Below are 24849 nucleotides of genomic sequence, written 5' to 3' on the forward strand. Positions count from 1 at the left end.
AGCCCCTCCTACAGGGACGACGGGAGGCGACATCGGTCGCGCTAGGGCGCGACCTCGACGAAGACGGGATTGGAGTAGAACCACAGGTCCTGCCAGGGATCCTCTCCGGGAACGTCCGGCAGGGGCGCGGCTTCCGCCGTGTTCGTGCCGCGTGCGCGCACGAAGCCGCCGTTCCGGGGCACGGGCAGTTCCCAGGACAGCGAGCGCCACCGGCCTTCGCTCTTCCAGTCGTCGGGCCCGAAACGCCGGGTTGCCATCCGTGGTTCGCCGCCGCCGCCGCTCCCCACGATCAGTTCGATGTGGTCCAGCATCGGGCGCTGGCCGTTGAAGTTCGGCCGGGCGGGCTGGCGGACCTTCAGTTCCACCCGCATCGTGCCCGCCGCCGGCATGACCAAGGTACCGCCCATGGCGGCGGCCTGGCCCGTCTCGCCGGCCGCCCGCACCGTCAGTTCCAGGGCATCGATCAGGTCGCCGGTCACCGCGAACATCCTTCCCGCGCGCATGCCGTCGAGGATGTCCCCGGCCTCGTGCCGGGCCCAAACATAGGTCCTGCTGTACTGCCCGGGATCGAAGTCGCGACCGCCGTCGCGCAGGTTCACGTGCGAGTCCGAGGTCGCGGTGATCCAGAACCGCCGGCCCTCCGCCAGCATCGCATCCCACACGCCGCCGACCTCGGCGGTCATCTGGTCGAAGCCGCCGAAGGTGGGCGCGGCGGCGTTCCGATAGAGCCCGCGATGGACGGGCGCAGCCTGGTGCCCGGGCGCGCCCTCCATGCCGACCAGCACCCGTGGCGCGGCATCGTGCCAGGCGCGCAGTTCCGCCGGCTCCACCGCACCCCAGCGGCCGATGCCGGTGGCGGACCGCGACGGATGGTTGACGAGCACCAGCGGCGGCGCCGGCAACGTCCGCATGTGCGCCAGGGCGTCGAGCATCAGCTGCCCGTCGTCGCGACTGCCCGGCTCCAGCGGCTCGGTGCGGCCGTACTCGCGTTCGATCGCGACCAGCTGGTCGCGCTCCTCCGGTCCCGGCGCAATGATCAGCGAGGCGTGTTCGCCACCCGGCACGTCGAACTCCATGCCGTTGAACTGGATCAATGCCGGCACCGCCCGCCTGGCCTCCTGCAGGGCGGGCCAGGCATGGTCGCGCGTCACCGCGGAGTGCCCGGGACCGCCGTGGTCGGTGTGCACCATCCAGGTCAGGCCGTGGGCCGATGCCTGCTGCGCGTTGCGCGTCCGGGTGTAGGGCGAATCGCCGCCGCGGATCGGCGTGGGCGGGGACGTCGACCGGTCCCAGTCCACGCTCCACTCGCTGTGGACGTGGTGATCGCCCGCCTGCCAGCGGCGCCCGTCGTCCGGGTCGGCGGCCTGTGCCGCCAGCGGCAGGCAGGCGATGAGCGCCGCGATCGGCAGGCGTGGCGGGATGCGCATGGACTTTCCTTCTGCATGTGGAGCGGCTGCACTTGCTGCAGGCGCGGCGCGCGCAGCGCAGCGCGCAGGATCCGGCCGTGGCGCCAGTGGACCGCCACGGCCGGGACAACGACGGCCAGCGTCAGAAATCGGCCCGGATCCCCAGGCTGATGCGCCGGCCCGAGCGCTCGTACATGGTCGGGAACGACGGATCCATGGTGTAGCCGCCGGTTGTCTCGTCGGTCATGTTGATGCCCTTCAGCGTCATCTTGATGCTGTCGGTCAACCGGTAGCCGATGGACATGTCGAGCTGGCCGTAGGCGTCGCGCCAGATCGGGTACATGTTGTAGCCGATGGACTCGACGTACTCGTCCTTGTGGTTGTAGGACAGACGCGCATCGAAGCGGTCGTTGTCGTAGTACAGGGTGAAGTTGAAGGTGTTCTCGGCCAGGCCGGGCATCGGCGTGCTGATGCCCAGGTCCGACTCGCCGGCCAGCGAGCTGTCGAGCCTGGTGTAGTTGGCGTTGACGCCGAAGCCTTCGAGCGCGCCGTGCAGCATGGACAGCGGCAACTGGGCGATCAGCTCGATGCCGTCCACCTCGTAGGACCCGTCGGCATTCACCGGCTGGTACACGTCGAAGTCGTAGTGGCCGTTGAGCGTGCCGTTGGCGTTGTACACCGCCACGTCCTCGACCACCCCGGTCAGCGAGTTGACGACGACACCCTCGATCTTCTTGCGGAAGTACGACGCCGCCAGCAGGCCGCCGTTCTCGAGGTACTTCTCCAGGCCGACCTCCCATTGCCGGGCGGTGGTCGGCAGCAGGTCGGGGTTGCCGTCGGTGAAGCGGAACGAATTCCAGCTGGCGGTGCGCTTGTAGGCGATGTCGGTCAGCTGCGGGCGGATCAGGGTTTCCGACGCCGCCGCACGCAGCAGCAGGCCGTCCGACAGCTCGGCGGTCATGTTCAGGCTGGGCAGGATGTCGTCGTAGCCGCCTTTCCTGGACACCGGCGAATCCGTGTAGCCGGTGGTGCCGTCCGCGTTCTGCACCGGATGGTAGCCGAAGGACAGCACCGCGGTGTCGGAATAGCGCGCGCCGGCGTTCACCGACAGCGGCACGCTGCCCAGGTCGAAGGCGAAATCGGCCATCGCGTAGAGGCTGGTCACCTCCTCGTCCACGCGGTAGTACTGGCCCTCGTCGAACGGGGTGGCGAAGCCCGGATAGCGGAAGGCGCCGCGGGCGTATTCGTTGGAGACCTGCCGCCAGTCCAGGTCCTTCACGCTGTACGCGCCGCCGGGGACGATGTCGCTGACCCATTGCAGCGGGCTGTCGGCCAGGGTGCGGGTGTCGACCCAGGACGTGTCGCCGGCGGCCGGACCGGTGATCTTGAGCTCGCCGTAGTGGCGCTCCTTCGACTTGTCGGTATAGCGCGCGCCGAACTGCACGGTGCGCAGCGCCGGCAGGAACGCGAGGTCGAGCGCCTTGCTGAAATCGAGCTGCGCGGCGTACTTGTCGTCGGTCACCTGCTCCAGCGTGGTCTCGTAGGCCTCGAACAGGTACGCCTCCGGCGCGTCGTACATGTCGATGGTGCCGGGATTGTCGCTGGGGATGGTCTCGCCGCTGTTGCCGGTCCAGCGCGTGCGCGAGGGCGCATAGGCCACGTGCTTGAGGTTGGCGTAGTCGAGCGTCTTCTCCGCGCCCGAGTAGCCGAGCATCGCGTCGATGCCCCAGCTGTCGCCCTTCCAGTCCATCGCCACGCTGTACTGGCTGTAGTCGGTGCGGTTGATGCGTTCCTTGCTCAGGAACTCGTGCTGGGTGGCGGTGTAGGACACGTCGCGCAGCACGACCATGCCGTGTTCGGAGAGGGTGGTGGCGTCGTATTCGTGGATGGTCTCGAGCGTGCTGCGGCTGGAAGCGGAGTAGGCCGCGGCGTCGTACTCGTCCTCGGTGGTGTCGTAGCCGCCGATCATCGCGTCGAAGGTGAGGCTGAAGCGGTTGCTCGGCTTGTACTGGACCGACGCGGTGGCGCCCCACTTGTCCTGGTCGTTGAGGTAGACGCGGTCGCCGACCTTGTCCTGGAAGATGATGCGGCCGGTCTCGTCGCGGTCGGTGCGATCACGCACGACGATGCCCGCATCGCGCTCGAGGACCTCGGCCGCCTGGCTTCCGCGCGGGTCCGACGCCTCCAGGAAGCGGAACATCGGACGGAAGTTGATGCCCGAGGTGGAATCGGTGCGGTTGGTGCGCTCCGCCTTGGAGAAGGAAACCAGCGCGCCCCAGTCGCCCCAGGTGTCGCTGGCCAGGAACGACAGCTTGGGGTCGGTCTCCTCGGAGATCGAGTTGTAGGCGCCTTCCGCCGAAGCGACCAGCTTGCGGCCGTCGTAGTCGAACGGACGCGCGGTGGAGATCAGCACCGAACCGGCGATGCCGCCCTCTTCGTCCGCGGCGGTGGGCGACTTCTGCACCGTCACCTGCTGGATGATCTCGGAGGCGAAGATGTCGAACTCCACGTCGCGCCCGCCGCTGCCCGAGGCCGTCGCCAGGTTGTTGATGGAAACGTGGGTGAACTCGGACGGCAGGCCGCGCACGTTGACCCGGGTGCCCAGGCCCTTGTTGCGTTCGATCGTCACGCCGGGCATGCGCTGCAGGGCCTCCGAGAGATTCTGCTCGGGAAAGTCGGCGACGTCGGTGGCGACGATGGAGTCGGAGAACCCGATGTTCGACCGCTTGATGTCCACGGCCTGTTCGAGGCTGCGGCTGTAGCTGCCGACCACCTGGACGCTTTCCAGTTCCTGCACCGGCGCCAACGCCTGCGGCACTGCGGCGGCGTCCGGCGCGGCGCCCGGTGCCGCCGGGACCGGGGCCGGAGCGCCCGGGGCATCCGCCGCCTCGATGGTCACGGTGGTCGCATTGAGGTAGCGATGGCGCAATCCCGTGCCGGCCAGCAGTCGCTTCAGGCCTTCCTCGGGCGGCAGGCCCGCGGGGATGGCGCGGGTCTCGGGATTGCCGGCCGCCTGCGCGCCGTAGACGAACTGCAGCCCGGTCTGCCGCGACAGCGCGTTGAGCGCGCGGTCCAGGGGTTGCGACGGGATGGCCTCGGTCGCGACGCCGGCCTCCTGTGCGTTCGCGGTGGTGGTCGCGGCTTGCAGGGCCAGGGCGATCGAGAGGAACAGGATTCGGCGCATCGTGGATTCCAGTGGGGTGATGTCGGGCGTCGCGACGCAGGTGCGGTCGCGCATGCCTGGACTACGAGGGTCCGGCGCGGAGATCGGGCACCGCTTTTCGATGAATTTTTTTTGACAGCGCCGGCGCCGGCGCGCGTTGCGTCGACGGCTGTGCCGATGCACGCGGCGCCGCAACGAAGCGCGACAGGCGCGACGTCCTATCTGCGCTGCACGTCCTCGGGCCCGGGGCGCCGCGTGCCGACATGGATCCTGCCCGCGGACAGCGTCGTCCTGAGCGTGGGCTGCCCGTCGAGGAAGGCGCGCAGCGAGTCGAGGTCGTCTCCGCTCAGGTTGCCGGTCAGGCGCAGCTCGCCGGCGGCCGCGTCCTCCACGTGCAGGTGGACGCGATTGAGGCGGTTGAACGCATCGGCCACGTCGCGCAGCGGCATGTCGCGGAACACGACGCGTCGCGTCCACCATCCCGTCATCGTCTCGACATCCTCGTGGCTCACGCTGACGGCTTGGTCGCGATAGTCGACGCGGGCGCTCTGGCCGGCACGCAGGTCCGCCAGGAGCCGGCCTTCGCCGGCGGCGGCGACGATCCGCACCCGGCCTTCGGCCACGCCGATCTGCGCCTGCTCGCGCTGCAGCGAAACGTCGAACGTGGTGCCGATGTCCCGGACCTGCAGGCCCGCCGCGTGGACCGCGAAGGGACGGCGGTCGTCGGCCACCACGAAGCTCGCCTGCCCGCGTGCCAGTTCGATGCGACGGTGCAGCAGGCTGAAGCGCATGGACAATGCGCTCTCGGCGTTCAAGTGCACCACGGTCCCGTCGGGAAGCTCGAAACTGCGCGGCGCACCGTGCGGCGCCGCGTAGTGCGCGGACTGCGGCCACGCGAGGTGCATGCCGATGCCCAGCGCGAGCAGCGCGACCGCCGCGGCCGCGAAGCGCGGCAGGCGCATTCGCCGCCGGGGCGCCGCCTTCGGCGGCGGGCGCCGGACGGGCAGCGCAACCACGTTGTCGGGTGCCGGCTGCGGCGCTTCGTCGTCGATCAGCGCCTCCAGGTCGATGGGCATCGCGCGCAGGACGTCGCCCAGCTCGCCCGCTACCCGGGCGATGGCCAGGTATTCGCGCAGGTGCTCCGGCGAGGCCACCAGCCAGTCCATGAAGCGCGCCTGCTGCGCCGCGCCCAACCCGACCTGGCGTTGCAGCGCATGCCAGTGCGCCGCCTCCTGGGTGATGCCTGCCGGGTGGTCCCCGGGTCCGGTCATCGCGCCCCCGCGGGAGCGGCCAGCGCGCGTCGGCAGACGGAGAGTCCACGCACCACGTGCTTCTTGACCATGTGCGGCGACACGCCCAGCCGCTCGGCGATCTGCTTGTAGCTCAGGCCGTCGCGGTACTGCATCACCAGCACCGCGCGGGTGGGCCCGGGCAGGCTGTTCAGCAGTGCCTGCAGGCGCTTTCCCCGCTGGGCGCGTTCGGCGGCGTCCTCGACGCTCTCCTCGCTGGCGAGCAGCGCCGTCAGGGCCTCGAGGTCGTCGATCGGGAGCGGCGAACGCTGGCGGCGCGCCGCCTGTTCGCGCGCGAGGTTCAGCGCGACCGTGAACAGGTACGCCTCCGGATTGGCGATCGCCCCGCCCTGGCGATCGTGCGCCCGCAGCAGGCGCAGGTAGGTTTCCTGCACCAGGTCCTCCGCCTCCTCGTTGGCGCCGCGGCGCACGAAGAATCCACGCAGCACCGGCCCCTGTTCGGCGAACATGCGCGCCAATCCCCGCTTCGCCTGTTCGGCCAACGTGCCACCCTGCCCCTGGAGTGGGCGGCAAGGTAAGGGCGCTTCATGACGCCGTGGTGACCGCGTGGCGCTCTTCGGCGGACGGACGGGCCTCAGGCCGGATCCGTGTAGCCATCGGCGGCCGCCTGGCCGGGATTCTCGAAGATGGCCATCGCCGTACGCATTCTCCTGAAGCCGAAGGCCGCGTAGAACGGCTCCTTTCCCGGCACCGCGTACAGGAGGATCTTGCGATGCCCGCGCGAGCGGTCGACCAGCCGCTGGATCACCTGCTTGCCGAGCCCGCGGCCCTGGTGGGCCGGGTGCACCGCGATGTCGCACAGGTAGGAGCAATCGACGCCGTCGGCGACGGCGCGGCCCGCGGCGACGACCGCTCCGTCCTCGTACGCGAAGCACTTGAACATGCTGTTGGAGAAGGCCTTCTCCAGCCACGCCGGGCTCTTGTTGCCGAGCGGGGCGAGGCGGTACATCTCCGACAGCTCCGCCCAGTCCACGAGATCGGCCGAGTCACGCCATTCGATCGCCATGGTTTTTTCCTGTGTCATCCGGACCCGGGCCGAGCTGGAGGAACAGCCGGCAGGACCGTGTTGTCAGCACTCAACGCCGTAGGCAGTCAGGTGTTGCTCCAGAGTGCCAGTATGCGGTTCGAAGCCGTGGAAGCTCGCACAGCGCTACGGAAGCGTGAACTTGCGCGTACTGCGCAGTGGCCAGATCGAGGTGAATCCAGCGCCGCCGACCAGGCGGTAGGCGGCGGACACGCCCTGCACGACACCCAATCTTTCCAGGACATCCCTTACCCGCCGAAACGAGTGGCGGGGATCGGGCGTCAGCATGAACAGGTTGATCTCCTTCGGACTGACGTCATGGCCCTCGAGTTCGACAGCTTCACCAAGCGCATCCTTCAACTCGCGCTCGATCGTCGCGAGGAACGCTTCGTCTGCCAAGGACTTGCGCCAGAACTTGATGACGAGCTGGTAATCCATCGCGCGATTGTAGCCTTGGAGCGGTTGCGAATTTTGAAGGACCGCAGCTGCATTGCCGATTGGCTTGAGCGAAGCCATCAGGCGAGCTTGGCTTGCCGGCGCCCAACGCCCAAGTCGAGCCGCAACGAGCTCTGCTCGAGGGTCGTTGGCTCCTAAAGTCCGACACCCAGGGCGATGCGCTCTGCAATGACAAGTGCATTGCCAGAGAACTCCAAGCTGAAGCGGATATGCCAAGTCGGAAGCCATCCGTATTGTTCGTCTTCTCGGCCACTGCATGACTGCAGCCCCTCTTCGAGTAACTGGCAGTGGATGCGAACGCCGCGAACCCGGAAGAACTCCTGTGCGACGGAAAGGGTCGCACCTGGTGGCAGGCCTTGCTCCATTTGTAGCGACCAGTACGCCATGCGCTGGTTCAAGCGATGCCGCTCGTAAGCATTGGCAACCAATAAAAGGCCAATCAGTAGTAATGGGGCGGCCAAAGCCAGGAGAACGAACTTGCGAAGGAATCTCATCTAATGCCTGACACCTGATTTGACCGATGCTGGAAGCTGCTTCGGCGTGATAAAGGACGCGGCGACCGCCTTCGGCCTCTGGATCCTTCTCGAGGACTCCGTAGAAGTGGTGGTTGAAGGCTTCACGATCCGTGCGCCGGGCGCCCATTCGGCAACGATCGAAGTCGACGCGAGCTCGCCGATGTCGATGGGCGGCAGCGGCGCGCGCTGCATGGGGTTGTTGGTGTCGATGAGGATGCGGCCGTTTCAGTCGGCAGGTTCGCGAGGGCGTTCTGCAACCTCGGCCAGATAACCGACACGAAGACGACGTCCTTCGAGGCCACCTCCTCGCGCGTGCCGGCCTTGATCGACGGGCCGGCTTCGGCGATCAGGGCCGACAGCGTCTCGGGACCGCGGCTGTTGGCGATCGTCGCTGCTATGCCCTTGGCGCCCGGACGCTTGGCGATGGCGCTGCCCAGGCGGCCCGCGCCGAGGATACCGATAGATGTCATGTCGAGTCTCCGACGAGAGAGATGGGTGCACCCGGATGCAACTGGTCTCGAGTGCGCAACACGGATAGAGTTGCGGTGTCTAATCGTTGGCACGCGCCGCCATCGTGGCCTTTGCCCACCAGGTTAGTTCGTCGAGCGCAGCGGCCGCCGACGGCAGCAGGTTCTGCTCGATCGTCTCGATCGGCTGATTGCCGGCCATCGGGAAGACGGTGAAGAAATCACTGCCGCCGATGTGCACGGCGGCATGGGTCGACGCCATGTGCAGTTCGACTCCGATCAGGCGCAGGTGCTCGATCGCGCGCGCCGCGCCGACGCCGCCATAGCCGATGGCAGTGAAGGGCTTGCGGTTCCACTCCTTGTAGGCCTGATCGAGCGCGTTCTTGAGCGCCGCGGTGATCGAGTGGTTGTATTCGGCCACGACGAAGATGAACCCGTCGTACCGCGCGATCGTCTCCTGCCAGCGGATCGCTTCAGGGCTCTGGCTCGGCACGAAGGCGTTTGAGGCTACCTCATCGAAGAACGGTAGTTTGAAGTCGCGCAGATCGACGAGCTCGACGTCGAGATCCTCGCGCGTATGTGCCTGGCGCAGCATCCACTGCGCGGGAACGTCGGCAAAGCGGGCGGCGCGGGTCGAGCCGACGATCAGGGCGATCTTCGGTTTGGCATTGGCGGTGGACATGATTCTTCTCCTTCCTTGATGGGCCGGCAGGCCCAGGCTGACGAGATGTAGTTAGCTACGTTCGGATCGCATCACCGGAGTCGGACTCGACTCGTCGGAGCTGGGCCAGCCTCCAGTAGATTCGGGCGTGTGTTCGCACGCGCGGGGCCCCATGGGCTTGTGGCGGGTTGCCCATGCGGGGGAGGAAGGGCCGCCCGAGTACCGGCCGACGCGGCCTTGGAGGCGGGGGTCAGGCCATGAAGCGCTCGAACCAGTCCAGCATCGGCTTCGGATTGTTCGGCAGGTAGTTGTAGCCGTCGAAGCGACGGTTCGTCCCTTCGATCCAGATCAGTTCCTTCTGCTCCGCCGCAATGGCATCGAAGATAGCCTGCACATCCGAGGGGGTCGTCAACGTGTCTTCTCGGGCCTGCAGGAGCAGCGTCGGAATGTCGACCGCGGTGGCGTACTGGGGCATGTCCATGTCCTTCAGCTCCATGCTGGTGGCGCGACGCAGTGCCTCGGCGACTTCGGGCAGGGCGTCAGGCATGCCCATGTGACCCAGGATCGTGCGATAGAAGGAGCTGAGCGAGATGGGCTGGGGCGCGACGATCGCGCGGACGCCCTCGAACTCTTCCGGGTGCTTGCTCAGGCCCACCATCGTGGCGTTCATGCCGCAGCAGCGGCTGAGAAGCCCGATCTTCATGTGGCGCAGGTCCGATCGCGAGCGGGCATAGCGGAGCGACCCGATGACGTCGCGATACTCCCGGATGCCGTTGCCGATCGCGTTGCCACCGCCCGAGGCACTGTGACCGAAGTTGCGCAGATCGTAGGCCAGGATGTTGTAGCCGGCATCGTGCAGATGCTTGTAGTCCGGCATGAAGTTGACTTCGATGTTGTTGCCGCTAGCGGCCCACGGATCGCCATACGGGGCAATATGGCCGGGAAACCCGTAGCGGTTCGCCCAGATCGGATGGTTCGCGATGATCAGCCGGTCGCTGTCGGCTGGGATGAACCAGCCGTCCAGCCGGACGCCGTCCATCGCCGGGAAGTACACGTCGGAATAATCCAGGCCGTCTTCCCTTGGATTGCGGAGGATGGGAGACCGCAGGGGGTTCACCATGCCCGAGACAAGCTCCGCGATTTGCTCGGCGCGGGACGGGGTGGCGGTCGAATTTTCGTGGGTCTGGCTCATGTGTAGGTCCTCATGGTTTCATTGAGACGGAAGGCCGGGCGATAGAGCACGACGCCGGCCATGCGTAAGCCTCGCGTGATGTCGGTCGGCGGGGGAAAACCTGTCTAGCTGACAGAGGTTCGTCAGGACTCTCGGGATCACAAGCGTCCTTGCCTGCGCAGATCCTTGCCGAGTCGACGGATCTCGGCCTCGCCTTGCGCCAAGGCTTCAGGGCTGGTGTGCACCGAGTAGTAGCCTGTGATCAAGTCGTGCGGATGCTTCGCCGCCGATCCCAGAACAAGCACCGTGTCGCCGTGAGCGACGACATCGATCGCTTGATTGGACTCCTCGAAGATTGCCAACTGGCCCGTATCGACCAGACCGCCGGCATCGACCATCCCCGCACCCACGGCCAACCACGCCACATCATGGCTGGGGGGTGGCGTGTATTGCCAACGCCCGCCATCTCGGAGTTCGACCACCAGATAGTTCATGTCCCCCGGGGCGGAGATCGCGCCTTGGGCTCGGCCGTGACGCCCTGCCAAAACCCGCACGGGCCCTTCGCGCGCGATGTCGCCAGGCGAAAAGTACATGCTCTGTGGCGGAGCATTTTCTTGGGAGGCAGGCAGGGCCACCCACAGCTGAAAGCCCAACCCGGCGACGTTCTCGATGGGCTCCCCGGTGTGCCACACACCGTTGCCCGCCAGCATCCACTCCGCGCCGCCACTCAGCAGCACGCCTTCCTTGCCCGTCGAGTCCTCGTAACGCATGCGTCCGTGCACGAGGTAGGTGAGCGTGGCGATCCCGGAATGCGGATGCATCGCAAGGCGGGGTGCGCCGGTGGCAGGGATCTTGAAGTAGTCCAAAAACACGAAGGGCTTGATGTGCTCTCCAAGATCGCCGGGACTGACCAGGCGCGTAATCGGGCCGTGGGTGGTGCCGCGAGTGCGGTGAACAATGGCGCGACGCGGTGTGTCGGCGCTTGTTCCTGCAGCTTCACCGTGCCGATCCATCCGCGAAGAGCTTTCCAGGTCCATTTTGACGGCCTCCGTCAATGCGCCGGGGCGAACAGACGCACCGGCTGCAGGCGCCAGGCCACGAACGCCGAGAGCAGGGCCAGAACGATAGCCGGCACGGGGTTGCCGCCGATCAGGAACAGATGGGTGGCCATGCCGCCGATCATCGTGGCCGTCAGCAAGGCGGCACCGTAGAACCCCTTGGAGGGAATGATCAGCAACACCGCACCCAGTACTTCGATTGCGCCCGTGGCATAGCGGAACCACTGACCGAAGCCAACAGCGTCGAACAGCTGGACCATGTCGGGGGCTCCGGCGAGCTTGGCGGCACCGGCCGCCGTAAAGGCCAGGGCGAGGAGGATGCGAACGCCCCAGACGATCCGGCGCTGCATGGTGGACAAAGTCGTTGAAGGGTTCATGGACATTCCTTGGTGAGGGTGGGCTCGATGGCTGCCTTGCGGTGCCATGGCGGCACCTTAGGCTTCGTCCGATTGCCCCGGTAGATGGTTTAATTGGATTGGACCCATCCAAAATCACAACGAATGGCCGCCTCGCTGGATCTCAACGACATCGCCCTGTTTGTCCAGGTTGTTCGCAGCGGCAGCTTTGCCGAGGCGGCGCGCCGGTTGGATATGCCTGCCAATACGGTCAGCCGACGCATCCAGGGCTTGGAAGACAAGGTGGGCACACGCTTGCTGCAACGATCGACTCGCAAGCTGACCCTGACCAGCGCGGGGGAGGCCTTGCATGAGAGATGTGCCGCATCGATCGACGGCCTGGTCGATGCAGGCCAAGAGCTGATGAGCGGCACGGACGAGGCCAGCGGGTTGGTGCGCGTGGCGGCGCCTGCGGATTTCTTCGACTTCTTCGAGATGGAGTGGCTGGCCGCCTTTCTCGATCAGCATCCCCGCGTGCGCATGGACTTCGTGCTCAGCGATGCCTCCACCGACCTCATTGCGGAGCGCATCGACGTGGCTTTTCGAGGGGGCCCGCTTCGAGACTCGAGGTACGTGGGACGAAAGCTGCACCCAGCTGGCAGCAATGGTCTGGTGGCGAGTCCTCTCTATCTGGCTGCGCATGGCGCTCCAACGCAGCTGAGCGATCTGGAGAATCATCAGTGTCTGGGCTTCACCCAGCCCGGCGGCATCCTGAAGTGGCGCCTGCAAGGGCCGGACGGTTTGGAAGAGGAAGTTAGGCTCCAGCCCCGCCTGAGTGCGAGCACGGCGCAAGCGCTTCGGAAGGCCACGGTTGCTGGGCTCGGCATTGCGCTTCTGCCCAGCACGATGGCCAGGATCGATCTCAATGCAGGTCGGGTGGTGCCGGTGTTGTCGCACTACACCTGCGAAGGCCACGGTGTGAATGTGCTCTACCCCAGTCGACGCCATCTGCCGAAGGCTGTATCGGCCTTCATCGACTTGGTGATGGAGAAAACAGCCTATCTGGGCGTTTCGCCGGCGGTGGTGGAATCGGGTCGGGCAAGATAGCGAATGCCAGGGTTGGCTTGGTGGCTGCCGCTATCGGCCAGGTAATCGCTAAATCGCTCGTGTCGGGCACCACGGCACCGCGCCTAGAGCGTCGGCGAGTGACCGCTCAGGGTCGTGAGCGGCCGGGCAGCCCGACGCAGTATGCGCGTCTTGCGGCGGATCCATGCCTGGTTCCCCAGTGCCCGTCTTCCTGTCGTGGGTGAGCCAATGTAGGCGCCGAAGGGCGAGCTGGGCTCGACCCTTGGCGCCCCGATCCGATCAGATCCTGCCTTCTGCGAGAAGCTCGCGCGTGCGCTTCAGCGTCGACTGAATCGCCGCCTTGAACCCCTGGTCGCTGTCCATCCACGCCTGGGCGGCCTGCTCCTCGGGGCCGCCGGCCATCTTGCCGCGCAGGCCCAGGTAGCAATAGAAGCGAAGGTGCAGCGCGCCGTCCGCGTCCTCCATGAGCTCGTTGATGATCGCGCCCTCGCGCGGACTCTGCACCTGGAAGAAGGTGATCTTCGTACCTGCGTCGAAAGTGATGATCTCGGTCAGGTCATCGCCCAGGATGGTCGCCTCGCGCACCAGATGCGAGGCGCTTTCTTCGACGATCTCGCAGCGTGTGCACTCATTGGGCGGGAAGAAGAGCCTGGCGTCACGCGCCTTCCGGACCAGCCCCTCCCACGCTTGAGCGCGGGTAAGCGGTGCCTGGCCGGCGACATTCACCGGCAGGGTGGTGGTTGAGTAGATCATGATGGACTCCTTGCGGGTGAGGTTGCGTTCGGGTCAGGCGGCCGCCGCGGCTGCGGCGGCGAAGTCGCGATAGGAGCGCAAGGGGCGGCCCAGCAGCTGGCGCAGTCGCTCGACGTCATCCGTCTCGGGCACCATCCCATCGGTGAGGAAGCGTTCGGCCATCTGGCGCATGTCGTAGGCCATCCACACTGGCATGAACTGGCGCAGGTTCTGCTCGAAGGCAGCCGTGTCGCCGCCGCCGTAGGCAATCGTGCGGCCGAGTGCGTCCGACCAGATGCCTGCCACGTCGGTGCCCGTCAGCGTGTCCGGACCGACCAGGTTGATGCGGGTCAGCGCGTCGCCATCGGGTGCCCGGTCGCGGGAGAGCAGCTCGATGGCGGCGATCTCGCCGATGTCGCGCGCATCGATCATGGCAAGGCCCTTGCTTCCGATCGGCATGGGATACACGCCGTAGCCCAGCACCACATCCTTGATCGTCAGGTCGTTGTCCATGAAATAGGCCGGGCGCAAGATGGTGGCGCTGAAGCCCATCTGCTCGATCATGCGCTCCACCCCGAACTTGCCGGCGAAGTGCGGCACGTTCACGTAGCGATCGCTGTGGATGACCGAGAGGTAGACGACGCGTTCAACGCCGGCCTCGCGGGCCACGTTGAGCGTGATCAGCGCCTGGGTGAACTCGTCGGGCACGACGGCGTTGAGCAGGAAGAGAGTGGAGACACCCTGAAAGGCGCTGCGCAAGGCATCCACATCGAGCAGGTCACCTTGCACGACCTCCACCCCATCGGGCAGCTTGGCGGCGGCTGGATTGCGGACCAGGGCGCGCACCTTTGCGCCACGCTGGGTGAGTTGCTGGATGACGTGCCGGCCGACATTTCCGGTGGCGCCGGTTACGAGGATGGTCATGGGACTGCTCCGGGTTGGTGAGGAGGCCCTATGGTTGTTGATCCACTGGCGGACCGATAGCCCATATACTTGGACCACCCGTCTCACTGGTGGAACACATGGACCTCCTGGCCCTGGCCGACTTCAACCTGGTGGCGCGTCATGGGGGCTTCGGCCGGGCGGCCAGGGCGGCGGAAAGACCCAAAGCCACGCTGTCGCGGCGGGTCGCGGACCTGGAGGCAAGCCTGGGCGTGCGTCTGTTCGAGCGTGGCTCCCACGCCCTGAAGCTGACCCAGGAGGGGCGCGCCCTGTTCGAGCGCACCGAGACGCTGCTCACCGAACTGGGCGAAGCGGCCGCCGCGATCGCCTCCGGAGGCCAGACGCCGCGTGGCAGGCTGCGCATCAGCGCGCCACTCCTGTTCTCCCAGGTGGCGCTGGGCAGACTGTCCGCCGAATTCGCGCTGCGTTATCCGGAGGTGCGCCTGGAAATCACGACCGAGGATCGGGCGGTCGACATGGTGGAAGAGGGCTACGATCTGGTGATCCGGGTCAATCCCGATCCCAACGAGCACTTGATCGGGCGCATCCTGCTTCACGACCGCCTGGTGGCCGTGGCCAGTCCCGGGTTGCAACCGCCGACGGAAGACGCACCGGTCCCCGCGGTGGTGCGAGTGTCAAGCAATCAGTCGACCTGGGACCTGGCGACCCATGAAGGCGATGTGCGGGTTCACATCGACCCGATCCTGCGCCTGGCATCGCTGATCATGATCCGCGATGCGGTGCGCACCGGGATCGGCGCGGCCGTGCTTCCCCTGTCGCTCGTGGCGGGCGACCTGCGCTCGGACATGCTTGTGCACTGGGGCGATGTGAAGGGGCGCCCCATCGAGATCTGGGCCCTCTACCCGTCGCGGCGCCTGCTGAGTACTCGCGTCTCGGCGTTCCTGGAATTTTTGAAAGAAGCCTTCCCGCTCGGAGAACCGGAAGAACTCTCCGCCTACATCAAGGGCTAGATGGACATGCCGCAAACAGGCTTGGGCAGCACGTACCTCGGCATCCAACTCGATGTTTGCTTTCGGGCCAGAAGCGGACATTCAACGCCGGAATCGAGCCGCGTCGCGAAGTGGGTCGGCTTGAATGAATTGTGAGGTGTTGCCAAGGCTAGCAACCGCGAACACGAAAGCAACCGAGCCGGCCAAGTAAGCAACCCGGGAAGTCCATGCTTTTCTGCTCCCGCCTGGCAATGAGGTGTAGAACGCGCCCGTCACATGCACAGGCTCACCGACCGCAGGATCCGGCCTGGCTCCACATGTGTGTGATCGCCGATCGTGGCGCCATGGCCGTCATGGCGCATCCAACGATCTCGCGCTGCGGCGCCGTGCAGTCCTCAGTCTGCTGCCAGATGACGATGGAAGAACGACATCTGGCGTTCCCAAAGATCGCGAAGTCCATCCCCCGAGAACACATGTCCCTGGCCCGGATAACGCAACAGGGTGACCTCTTTATCCGCGAACCGCAGCGCGTTGTACATCTCGATGGCACCCAGCAGGAAAATTCCATCTTCGTCTCCCGCAGCCAGCAGGACGGGCGTCCTGACATGCCTGGCGCGAAACGTGGCGGAGAGATCGACAGTCGTTGGCTCCTAAAGTCCGACACCCAGGGCGATGCGCTCTGCAATGACAAGTGCATTGCCAGAGAACTCCAAGCTGAAGCGGATATGCCAAGTCGGAAGCCATCCGTATTGTTCGTCTTCTCGGCCACTGCATGACTGCAGCCCCTCTTCGAGTAACTGGCAGTGGATGCGAACGCCGCGAACCCGGAAGAACTCCTGTGCGACGGAAAGGGTCGCACCTGGTGGCAGGCCTTGCTCCATTTGTAGCGACCAGTACGCCATGCGCTGGTTCAAGCGATGCCGCTCGTAAGCATTGGCAACCAATAAAAGGCCAATCAGTAGTAATGGGGCGGCCAAAGCCAGGAGAATGAACTTGCGAATGAATCTCATCTAGTGCCTAACGCCTGATTTGACCAATGCTGGAAGCTGCTTCGGCTTAGAAGAGCCAGGATGCAACGCCACGAGTTACTGACGTAGCCGATCAAATGCATTGAATTGCATCAAGACGTCTTTGTTGCTCCCGATAATAAGCTTCACGTTATGTACGATTGCCGCCAAGTAAAGGCCCTCCCGCAACGCTTCTACAATGGCGGCCTCGTTCTCAAGCTCTGTCCCTTCGCAGGCGATGGCTTCGACCGTCGTTGGATATGTTGCTCCGCCCCACTTTAGAGCTGGCCCGTCGTATCCCCAGGCACCGCTGATCCTGTTGCAGGGCGTTCGAATTTCGAAGCTGGCCTCGTCGAAGACGATCCATACGGCACTCGAGCCGCTTGATACTTGTCCGCCATCGAACATCTCCATGCGCCAACGAAACTGTCGCAGGATGAATGGAAAGACCTGGTGGCCAGGAGACTTGATCGAATCGTTGAAGCCATCCGCCGACGAACGGGATACCGGATCGCCTGGCGAGGCAAGCGCCGGATCAGAAATGAACATCACGGCCGAGAGTACTAGCAGCTTCCATGGCGACATCACTGTTTCTCCGGTTTGGCCTTCGAGCGTAGGGACGCGGTGCATTCAATCCGTGCCAGTCATGCGCCTAATGGCGGATCACACCAACGTCTGGTACCCGCCGGCAGCTCCGGCCGCTCATCGAACAGCTGACTGACGAGTTGAACCCACTCCGGGTCCTCGATGTAGCTGTCAACGCCGTGGCCGTGATAGTGGAACAACCCAAAGGGCCGGTGAAAATCGACCACCGCAAGGCGTGGCGGGTCGATCCCCAGGCCTTCGCGCACCCAGGCGCAGGCCTTCCGGGGCTTGTTGCTCATGCAGGTGTCGCCGCTCCAGCGGCAGCGGGCCCAGAACTTGGAAGTCGCCGAGTCCTTGCGGCTGGTGCCGAGGATGACACGCACCGGGATTGCACCGCGCTCGCCTTGCCGGAAGTTGGCGAACGTGCTCAGCGGCGCGGCCGGCACCAGCATCGCGATGCGCAGGTCCTCGAGCTGGCTCGGGTACTCGTAGCCGGGCGCGCCGCCGGCCCTGGCCATGAACGCGTCGCTCAGGTCGTCGGGATCGAAGCCGCCGGTGCCGTCTCCCAATGCATTGGAGAGGACGAACGCGCCCGAGCTGTGGGTGAATACGCGTAGCGGCAGGTCCGGCCGCAGCCGGTTGAGGATTCTGCGCAGCTGGTGCCCCACGCCGGGGCCGTTGTACTGGGCCTCGCCCCAGATGCCTGGCCCCTTGCCGTAGCTCAGGCCGTCCCAGTACATGCGGACGAACTCGGCGCGCGGGTTGCGCCGGCGCAGGTCGGCCTCGAATAGCTGATACCACCCGATGGATTCGGCGTGGGTGTTGTTGAAGCCGTGGATGGCCAGCACGACGTCGGGCGCCTGCAGCGCATCGATCCGGTCGACGACGGCGCCGCGCAGGGCTTGCTGGATCAGGAGCCAGTCGAGGTCGAAGTCCCGGGAGGGCGTGATGCCGGCATGGCGGACCAGCGCCTGCCAGTTGGGCGAGTTGCGGGCGCTCTCCCAGCGGTACAGCCCCTTGAGGCCGGCGAACTCCGGGTCCGCGAGATTCACTGCCGGCCGTTTGTCATCGCCGTTGAGCATGGCCGCCGTGTTGACCGGCACGTTGCCCGGGGGATAGAGATCTCCGGCACGGTCCATGTGGAAGGCCAGCCCGTCGGCGCTGCGTTCGGCATCGGTGAACACGACGTTGACCGCCTGGGCCGGCAGGCCCACCAGCAGCCACAGGCACGCCGCGGCGCGCAGAAGCGTTTTCATGTTTTCCCCCTGGTTCCGTTGGCTTGCATTGCAGCCGGGCGGGCGGCTTTCCCCTACGCCCGTCCGGCTGCCTGGCAACGATACTCCGCCGCGCGGCCGCGGACATGCGGTCCGGCGAACGGGGAGAGACCGCCGCAGGCAGTGTCGCCTCAGCGCGCGTAACGCGCCCGTGGTTCGTGCAGCCTGGTCTCGGCCGGCGCGATGTGCCGGCGCAGCCAGGCGGCGAAGTCGGCTTCGGGCAGGCTGCCTTCGGCGAGCGCGATGTAGACGGGATACAGCGCCAGGTCGTCGGCCTGGAGCGTGGCGCCGTTGAGCACGATGAAGGCTTCGCAGGCCACGGCGGCGGTGCGCTTGTTGCCGTCGATGAACGGGTGGTTGCGGGCCAGGCCGAAGGCGAGGCTGGCCGCGAGATCGGCCAGGTCCGGCGGCGGGTCGCCGTAGGCATGCAGCTGCTGCGGACGGGCGAGGGCCGAGTCCAGCAGGCCTTCGTCGCGTACGCCGGGGTTGCCGCCATGCTCGGCCAGCTGGCGGTCGTGGATGGCCAGCGCGAGCGGCTTTTCGATCCAGACGATCATGGCCGCGGCTACTGCGCCAGCTTGTGCAGCAGGGTGCGGCGCTTGCGCATGACGTCCTCGGCCACATCCATCTGCGCGGCAAGCGTGGGATCGAACGTGGTGAGCTTGATGCCGTCGGCGGTTTCCACGGCGAACAGCTCGTCGCCCTTGCCCAGGCGCAGCCTGGCGAGCAGCTCCTTGGGCAGGATGACGCCGGCGGAATTGCCGATGGTGGTGATCTTGAGTTTCATGGGCGGGGCCCCGATTCATCGTTATAACCAACGTATATACGCCTGCGCGCGCAGGCATGCAAGGGCTTGCTGCCCGCCCCGCGCCGCGTCTTTCGACCCGGGACCGCCGGCCGCGGCCACACCGCCGATGAAGTCGCCACCGCCATGAGCCGCAATCCGAAGCGCCGACCTGCCGCCGCACGGCGGCCGCGTGCCACTGGCGGGCGAGCGGACGAAGCGCCTGGGCGTACCGGATTTTCGGCACCCAGCCCGGATGTCCCGCGCAAATCGACGCCCACTCCCTCCGGGAATCGGAAAATGCGGAAAACGTGAGGCCACGCACCTCTCGGCCGATCCCGATGGGATAGAACCGAAAAAGGCTGTTCGACAACGACAGGAGGTCTGCCATGAATACAGCCCATTTCAAAGCCGAACTCGTGTACGCGCAGGTCAAGCGCGCGCTCAAATCCGGGCGCTACGTCCCCGGGCAACGGCTCGATCTGGCCAAGCTGGCCGCGGAGCACAACGCCAGCCTCACGCCGGCCCGGTACGCCTTGTATCGTCTGGTGGGCGAACGCCTGATCGAGCTGCGCGCCGGAGACGGACTTCTTGTCCCGCTTCCCAGCGAAACCGCGCTCCGGGAACTCTACTGGTGGATGGAGCAGGTCCTGCTGATGGCCTGCGATCCCGGCATCTCGCAATCACAGCAGCGAGCCGCAAGAACACTGGAAATCCCGTCTCCCGGCGACGACGTGGTTGAGCTGACGTGGCAGTTGTTCGATGCCATCGGCGAGGCCGCAGGGAAGCACCCGCTCCACCAGGTGATCGCACGGACCAACGACCAGCTGGCGCCGATACGGCGCACCAAGCAGCATCTACTGGAGCACGGTTTCGATGAACTGCTGGAGCTGGTTCGATACTGGAACGAGCGCGATTTCCCGGCCCTCAGATCGGCCCTGCGCGGCTACCACGCGCGCCGCAGGCGGCTGGTCCCCAGCATCGTTGCGGCGCTGCTGGAGCGCCGCAACGCGCTGCACTAGCTGCGGGGCCCGACTCCCCGGCGCCCGATGCAAGAAGCGGGTCACATTTTCAGGAATATCACCATTTGATACGGAAAGAATTATTTGAATATCAAGAATCTCGACTCCTAGGCTGGTTCCGTCATGGGACGGCCATGACGCAACCAGGAGTCAGACATGAAAGAGACCAACGCAAACCAGGATCGCATCATTGAGCTGGGTGTTGCCAGCGTCGAGACGCAGGGTCTCAACGTGGGCGATGAGACGTTCGGCGGCGAACCACCGGCCGGAATCTCCGAAGAGTGAACCAAGGGGCGCGCCCACCGGTGCGCCCCTTGTTTTTTCTTGAGGCGGAAATGCCCTACACCTATGCATTGAGCGAGCAGATGTCGTTCTGCGATTTCTCCGGTCGGCTCGTGTTCCTGGATATCGCCAACGATCGATACTTCCAGCTGCCGATGGAGACCGAACGGCTCTTCCGTCGCTATATCCGCGCGGGAGATGACCCTGATACCGACATCGGGCCGCTCATGGAATCCGGGATTCTGGCGCAGAACCCGGGTAACCCTGACCATTTCCGAACTCCACACTTCGAGCCCGTAACGCGCAGCGCGCTGGAACAGGATTGGAGTCAAGCACGCCGCGCCGATGCGACCGCAGTGCCGCGTGTCTTCGCGATCGTCACCGCAACATGGATCCAGCTGCGCACGACGAGCCTGAAAAATGTTCTGGATGGAATCGCCACACATCGGCGACGCCGCACTGCCCTCCCAGGAATCCATGCAGCGCGCGATGAAGACAAGCGGATCTCGCTTGCATCCATGAAGTTCAGGCAGGCGCGTCCATTCGTGCCGATCCAGACCTCCTGCCTGCTCGATTCGGTCTCGCTGGCGCGATTTCTGATCAGCCAGCATCACTACCCGACCATCGTGTTCGGAGTGACCAACTTTCCCTTTTCCGCGCACTGCTGGGTGCAGTTCGGTGACCTGGCTCTGAGCGATTTCGTAGGGAACGTCAACGCCTACACGCCGATCATGGAGATCCGGTGAGCTACCAGTACATCGCGCTCGTGACCGGGACTGGCTTCGCTGCAAGTGCGGAACAGCGCAACAAGGCAGCCTCCGTTCTCAGCCACATGGGAATGACGGCGCACGCATTCGCCCCAAACACAGTCGTGTACGTCTCCGGGTCAACGCCGGTTCTTCGCCTGCCTTCCGGGGGAATCGTTGTAGGACACGTGTTCTCCAGAATCTATGCGCCGATTACGCATGCTTCGCAACTTCCCCGGATCGCCGACGCTACACGGCTGAGACGCCACTTCGTCCAGGAAACGTGGGGCGACTATGTTCTGTTTCTCGCGTCAGGCCCCGCCAGTATCAGCGTTACGCGCGACCCCTCGGGCGCAATCGATTCCCTGTACTGCATCGAGGAAGGAAACGGCTTCGTCACTTCCGACATCACCCTGGCGTTGCGCCTCGGGCTCTACAGGAGGCGCATCGACTGGGACTACATCGCACACCGGTTGACCTTCCCGGGCCTGAAGACCGCGCGCACCGGCCTCGCTGGGGTTCGAGAGCTGCTGCCAGGCAACACCCTGACCATCAAACCCACCCATACCTCGGTTGACCAGGATTGGTCGCCTTGGGATTTCGTCGCGTCACCGCGGCGGCACACCGGTCTGGAAGAGGCTGCAGCCGAAGTGAAGACGGCAGTCACCGGTGTCGTCAGCGCCTTGGCCAGAACGGATTGCACCATCCTGCTGGAGCTATCGGGCGGTCTCGACTCCTCAATTGTCGGAATGTGTCTTCGCGGCGCAGGAGCGCGCGTGTTCTGCTCTACGATCGTGACGCCCGTCCCCGGCGCCGACGAGCGAATGTACGCCGGGCTGATCGCGGAGCGGCTCGGCGTGAATCTGGAAGTATGCTCGCTCGATCTCGAACGATCGCGCTTCCGCTTCGAGCCGACTGCGCACTTCGCTACACCGAGGCTAGGCGTGCTGCATCACGCGAATGACGAGATCATGGATGCCGTGGCGGCGCGCCACGACGTCTCCAGCTTGTACTCCGGGGCCGGCGGCGACTCGATCTTCTGCTACCTGCCAACTGCAGCACCCGCCGTGGATGCATTCAAGGACCGGGGCCTAGCAGGCGGCTTGGGCTCGATCAAGGACTTGTCCGATCTACACGACTGCACGTACTGGAAGGCCGGTCGGCTGGTGCTCAAGAAGCATCTTCGCGGTCGGCGACACCGGCACAGGCCGGACTACAGGTTCCTGGATCCCGGCACGGTGGCAGGCGCCCCCGAGCGCCACCCGTGGTTCGACGCACCACCCGGTGCACTGGTCGGCGACAACGAACGCATTGTCGGCTTGACGAGCACACAGCTGTACCGGGACAGCGCCGCACGGGGAAAGAACCGGTACTTGCGTTTCCCGTTGCTCTCACAGCCGGTCATGGAGGCCTGCCTTGCGGCTCCATCCTGGATGTGGATCGCCAAGGGGCGAAATCGGGCGGTCGCCCGTCGCGCGTTCGACGACGTGCTTCCACCGGAGGTGCTGAATCGCCGGAGCAAGGGGACGTTCCGTGCCTTTCTGGGAATCTACTACGCGCGGAACAAACATGAGATCCTGCAGTACCTGGTGGAGGGTCGCCTACGCTCCCGTGGAATGCTCGACGTCCCGGCACTGACGCGCTTCACCAGGGATCCTCTGCCGTCCCGGGACCGCGATTTCAGCCGGGTACTCGACCTGTGCCTGGTCGAGAACTGGCTACGGCATCAATCCTGAGACCGGCCATGCGTGGAGGCGCCAAGCAGGTCGGCGACGCGCGCTCTCATTTCCCGCCAACGCTCATACTGCTCCGCCCGTCCCCTGTCGCTGCGTTCGACATCCTGCAGCCAGAACCGGAACCAGTCCAGGTTGCGCTCGTATACGGAGAGCTTGTGCCTGGGCTGGAACTTCTGATGGGCCTCGTTGGGGTAGACATACAGATCGGCGCGCTGATCTCGAAGCAATGGAATGGCATGATCCGTGGCGTGCAGATACTCCTGCTCGGGCATCTGCATCAGGATCGGAACGCGCATTCGCTCCAGATTGAACATCGGCGAGATCGTCTCCCACCGCTCAACGGTCTCGTCCGGCCTTCCGAGTTGCCAGAACTCCTGAAGACGCGACTCGAACGCGTCGCCATGCATGCTCATGAACAAGTAGGTCAGCGGCGACATCGGCGGGGAAGCGATCGACGCCGCGGCGAGCGCATCCGAGTTCATCACGGTCCAGAGGGTCACCTCGGAACCAAAGCTCAACCCGCCCATTCCCACCCTGGCGCGATCGATCTCGCCACGATCGGACAGAACATCGATAGCGCTTTCGACCGCGGACAGGCCCAGGTCGTATCGTTCGACGGCGTCGATGCGGCTAGGGGCGGCACTGATGCACAGGGCGGAAATGCCCAGGCCTGCCAGGGTCGCCAGTGGCCATTCGTCCCCCACGCCGCCACGCACGAATCCGGAACACCGATAGTAGGTGACGAACAAGGGGGGTGGGCCGCCGCTGCTGCGGGCGGCAGGGTAGTACAGGCCGTTGAACTCTTGTCCCTGCGCGTCTTTCCATTTCAGCGGCCGGACATCAACTCCCGTCATGTCCATCGCCAGCAGCTTGTTCGGATCGAAAAGGATCTCGCGGGCACCGGTTTCCAGGTCGACTCGCTCGAGGCGCGGCGGAACGCTGGCCTCCGCAGCCACGCAAGCCAACGCCGCGTGCGAGATTCCGCACGGGCTGTGGGTGTCGCGGCCACCATTGAGCAGTCCCCGGGATCGCACGACACGATGCACTCGGCCGGTCTTCACGTTCCACCGGAAAATCGACTGCGCCTGGCTTCGCTCCGGGTCCGTGATCGTGAAAACGACCTCATCGCTCGCCGGCCGCCACTGGATACCGGTAATCGGCTGCATTGCGCAGGCCTCGTCAACGCATCGCATGGCGGGGGGTGCGTTGCCGCCGGGCAGCATCGACAGTTCAGCATGAGGGCTCGTTTGAAGGCCTGCCGGTGGCTGCCTGCGGGTCAATAGCGCGACCCGTCCGCTCCGCCGGTCGTGCGCCAGTTTCCAGGTGCCCGGAATCTCGGCTTCAAGATCGGCAGCCGAGAGCGGCTGCACGGGAAACTCCGCGGTGGCAAGCTCGCTCCGCTCGCCGGTCGCCAGATCGATTTGCCGCCAGCGATCGGGAGTATCGGCCAGCAATGGGTAACGGATGACCTCGTTGTCCCTCAGGCGCTGCGTTTCCGGCTTGCCCTGCAAGCGGCCGGAACGGAACAGGCCTTGGCCGATCGGCACGGAATCGTCGATACGGATACCACCGAGGTACTCTTCCAACTCCGCCAGCTTCACCGCCTCCCGCGTCGGCCCAACTGCGTAACGCAGCAGTTGTCCATCCGCGCTCAGCGAGAATTCCCGCACATCCGACGGTTCAAGGGTGATCGGCGAGGCCTCCGAACCGTCGGCCGCCGCGCGCCAAACGTCGATCCTGTCATCGAACAAGGCACGGAAGTAGATCCAACGGCCATCGGGAGACCATACGGCAGGCGAAGGCGACGGCAAACCCCAGGATTCGCGTAGAGGCACCCCGCCCTCCGCGACACGCCTCGGAACGGAGCCGCCTTGCATGCGCTGCACATACCAGACCGTTTCATGCGTGTTGCGTTCGATGGATGCCAACTCCAAGCGAAAGGCAACCTTGCTTCCGTCCGGCGAGACCACGGGGCTGTTGAAATCGACGACTTCCACAAGCTGGCGCGGCGACACCACCTGCGCATAGGCCAACGGGCAAGGTACAGCCAGCAGCGCCGCCGCTATTGCAGCCCACGTGGCGAAACGATTGCTCATTGATGGTGCCCCCGCCCTTGCACGCTTCCGCATGCAGTTCG

General features: G+C 65.4%; 26 protein-coding genes and 1 pseudogene. 6 read left to right on the forward strand and 21 right to left on the reverse strand.

The window, feature by feature from the left end:
• Nucleotides 1–41 precede the first annotated feature (41 nt).
• The 12 genes from U3649_RS02615 to U3649_RS02670 form a co-directional block, all read right to left on the reverse strand.
• The gene (locus U3649_RS02615; RefSeq protein ID WP_407353342.1) at nucleotides 42–1427 is read right to left on the reverse strand and encodes a hypothetical protein; all 1386 of its coding nucleotides are present in this window, start codon (nucleotides 1425–1427) and stop codon (nucleotides 42–44) included.
• Nucleotides 1428–1548: 121 nt separating this feature from the next.
• A complete protein-coding gene (locus tag U3649_RS02620) occupies nucleotides 1549–4590 on the reverse strand; it encodes a TonB-dependent receptor (RefSeq protein ID WP_407353343.1) in 3042 nt (1013 codons plus the stop codon).
• A gap of 197 nt (nucleotides 4591–4787) precedes the next feature.
• Nucleotides 4788–5840 (reverse strand): FecR family protein, encoded by a 1053-nt coding sequence (locus U3649_RS02625; protein ID WP_407353344.1) that lies wholly within the window; start codon nucleotides 5838–5840, stop codon nucleotides 4788–4790.
• On the reverse strand, nucleotides 5837–6328 hold the full coding sequence (locus U3649_RS02630) for an RNA polymerase sigma factor (protein ID WP_407353345.1): 492 nt from the start codon (nucleotides 6326–6328) through the stop codon (nucleotides 5837–5839). The genes U3649_RS02625 and U3649_RS02630 overlap by 4 nt, the downstream gene beginning before the upstream one ends.
• Nucleotides 6329–6453: 125 nt before the next feature.
• Nucleotides 6454–6885: a GNAT family N-acetyltransferase gene (locus U3649_RS02635; RefSeq protein WP_407353346.1), complete on the reverse strand. Its 432-nt coding sequence runs from the start codon at nucleotides 6883–6885 to the stop codon at nucleotides 6454–6456.
• 144 nt (nucleotides 6886–7029) lie between these two features.
• Entirely contained in the window at nucleotides 7030–7419 is a 390-nt protein-coding gene (locus U3649_RS02640; RefSeq protein WP_407353347.1) for a hypothetical protein, read from the reverse strand.
• Nucleotides 7420–7493: 74 nt separating this feature from the next.
• Nucleotides 7494–7853 (reverse strand): hypothetical protein, encoded by a 360-nt coding sequence (locus U3649_RS02645; RefSeq protein WP_407353348.1) that lies wholly within the window; start codon nucleotides 7851–7853, stop codon nucleotides 7494–7496.
• 122 nt (nucleotides 7854–7975) lie between these two features.
• A complete protein-coding gene (locus U3649_RS02650) occupies nucleotides 7976–8344 on the reverse strand; it encodes an NAD(P)-binding domain-containing protein (RefSeq protein ID WP_407353349.1) in 369 nt (122 codons plus the stop codon).
• Nucleotides 8345–8423: 79 nt separating this feature from the next.
• Nucleotides 8424–9023, reverse strand: coding sequence for an NADPH-dependent FMN reductase (locus U3649_RS02655; protein ID WP_407353350.1), 600 nt, complete (start codon nucleotides 9021–9023; stop codon nucleotides 8424–8426).
• Nucleotides 9024–9252: 229 nt separating this feature from the next.
• Entirely contained in the window at nucleotides 9253–10194 is a 942-nt protein-coding gene (locus tag U3649_RS02660) for an alpha/beta hydrolase family protein (RefSeq protein WP_407353351.1), read from the reverse strand.
• Between the two features lie 137 nt (nucleotides 10195–10331).
• On the reverse strand, nucleotides 10332–11210 hold the full coding sequence (locus U3649_RS02665; protein ID WP_407353352.1) for a pirin family protein: 879 nt from the start codon (nucleotides 11208–11210) through the stop codon (nucleotides 10332–10334).
• Nucleotides 11211–11224: 14 nt separating this feature from the next.
• The gene (locus U3649_RS02670; RefSeq protein ID WP_407353353.1) at nucleotides 11225–11608 is read right to left on the reverse strand and encodes a DoxX family protein; all 384 of its coding nucleotides are present in this window, start codon (nucleotides 11606–11608) and stop codon (nucleotides 11225–11227) included.
• 123 nt (nucleotides 11609–11731) lie between these two features.
• Between U3649_RS02670 and U3649_RS02675 the strand changes: the two genes are divergently transcribed.
• Nucleotides 11732–12673: a LysR family transcriptional regulator gene (locus tag U3649_RS02675; protein ID WP_407353354.1), complete on the forward strand. Its 942-nt coding sequence runs from the start codon at nucleotides 11732–11734 to the stop codon at nucleotides 12671–12673.
• Nucleotides 12674–12931: 258 nt separating this feature from the next.
• Here the strand turns inward: U3649_RS02675 and U3649_RS02680 are convergent, their stop codons facing one another.
• Together U3649_RS02680 and U3649_RS02685 are read right to left on the reverse strand one after the other, a co-directional pair.
• A complete protein-coding gene (locus tag U3649_RS02680; RefSeq protein ID WP_407353355.1) occupies nucleotides 12932–13405 on the reverse strand; it encodes an AtaL-like protein in 474 nt (157 codons plus the stop codon).
• A gap of 33 nt (nucleotides 13406–13438) precedes the next feature.
• Complete coding sequence (locus U3649_RS02685; RefSeq protein ID WP_407353356.1) at nucleotides 13439–14308, reverse strand: SDR family oxidoreductase; 870 nt, start codon at nucleotides 14306–14308, stop codon at nucleotides 13439–13441.
• A 98-nt stretch (nucleotides 14309–14406) separates the two neighbouring features.
• On the opposite strand from U3649_RS02685, the gene U3649_RS02690 reads away from it, so the two are divergent.
• Entirely contained in the window at nucleotides 14407–15297 is an 891-nt protein-coding gene (locus U3649_RS02690; protein WP_407353357.1) for a LysR family transcriptional regulator, read from the forward strand.
• Between the two features lie 374 nt (nucleotides 15298–15671).
• On the opposite strand, the pseudogene U3649_RS02695 reads toward U3649_RS02690, so the two are convergent.
• From U3649_RS02695 to U3649_RS02720, 6 genes and pseudogenes are all read right to left on the reverse strand, one after another.
• Nucleotides 15672–15893: pseudogene (locus U3649_RS02695) on the reverse strand (alpha/beta hydrolase family protein); the annotation flags it as partial.
• 33 nt (nucleotides 15894–15926) lie between these two features.
• Nucleotides 15927–16286 carry a hypothetical protein gene (locus U3649_RS02700; RefSeq protein WP_407353358.1) on the reverse strand — a complete coding sequence of 120 codons (360 nt, stop codon included), beginning with the start codon at nucleotides 16284–16286 and terminating at the stop codon, nucleotides 15927–15929.
• Nucleotides 16287–16361: 75 nt separating this feature from the next.
• On the reverse strand, nucleotides 16362–16868 hold the full coding sequence (locus U3649_RS02705) for an META domain-containing protein (protein ID WP_407353359.1): 507 nt from the start codon (nucleotides 16866–16868) through the stop codon (nucleotides 16362–16364).
• 59 nt (nucleotides 16869–16927) lie between these two features.
• Nucleotides 16928–18124, reverse strand: a complete 1197-nt coding sequence (locus U3649_RS02710) for a hypothetical protein (RefSeq protein WP_407353360.1) — start codon at nucleotides 18122–18124, stop codon at nucleotides 16928–16930.
• Nucleotides 18125–18273: 149 nt separating this feature from the next.
• Complete coding sequence (locus U3649_RS02715; RefSeq protein WP_407353361.1) at nucleotides 18274–18699, reverse strand: type II toxin-antitoxin system death-on-curing family toxin; 426 nt, start codon at nucleotides 18697–18699, stop codon at nucleotides 18274–18276.
• Between the two features lie 8 nt (nucleotides 18700–18707).
• Entirely contained in the window at nucleotides 18708–18929 is a 222-nt protein-coding gene (locus U3649_RS02720) for an AbrB/MazE/SpoVT family DNA-binding domain-containing protein (RefSeq protein WP_407353362.1), read from the reverse strand.
• A gap of 386 nt (nucleotides 18930–19315) precedes the next feature.
• On the opposite strand from U3649_RS02720, the gene U3649_RS02725 reads away from it, so the two are divergent.
• The 4 genes from U3649_RS02725 (at nucleotide 19316) to U3649_RS02740 (ending at nucleotide 22712) form a co-directional block, all read left to right on the forward strand.
• Complete coding sequence (locus U3649_RS02725; protein WP_407353363.1) at nucleotides 19316–19948, forward strand: GntR family transcriptional regulator; 633 nt, start codon at nucleotides 19316–19318, stop codon at nucleotides 19946–19948.
• Between the two features lie 156 nt (nucleotides 19949–20104).
• Nucleotides 20105–20233, forward strand: coding sequence for a benenodin family lasso peptide (locus U3649_RS02730; RefSeq protein ID WP_407353364.1), 129 nt, complete (start codon nucleotides 20105–20107; stop codon nucleotides 20231–20233).
• A 50-nt stretch (nucleotides 20234–20283) separates the two neighbouring features.
• The gene (locus U3649_RS02735) at nucleotides 20284–20976 is read left to right on the forward strand and encodes a lasso peptide biosynthesis B2 protein (RefSeq protein WP_407353365.1); all 693 of its coding nucleotides are present in this window, start codon (nucleotides 20284–20286) and stop codon (nucleotides 20974–20976) included.
• Nucleotides 20973–22712, forward strand: a complete 1740-nt coding sequence (locus tag U3649_RS02740) for an asparagine synthase-related protein (protein ID WP_407353366.1) — start codon at nucleotides 20973–20975, stop codon at nucleotides 22710–22712. Before U3649_RS02735 ends, U3649_RS02740 begins: the two co-directional genes overlap by 4 nt.
• Here the strand turns inward: U3649_RS02740 and U3649_RS02745 are convergent.
• Nucleotides 22703–24808, reverse strand: a complete 2106-nt coding sequence (locus U3649_RS02745; protein WP_407353367.1) for an Atxe2 family lasso peptide isopeptidase — start codon at nucleotides 24806–24808, stop codon at nucleotides 22703–22705. The genes U3649_RS02740 and U3649_RS02745 overlap by 10 nt on opposite strands.
• Nucleotides 24809–24849: the final 41 nt, after the last annotated feature.

This window comes from Luteimonas sp. R10, assembly GCF_045689605.1.
Classification (GTDB): domain Bacteria; phylum Pseudomonadota; class Gammaproteobacteria; order Xanthomonadales; family Xanthomonadaceae; genus Luteimonas.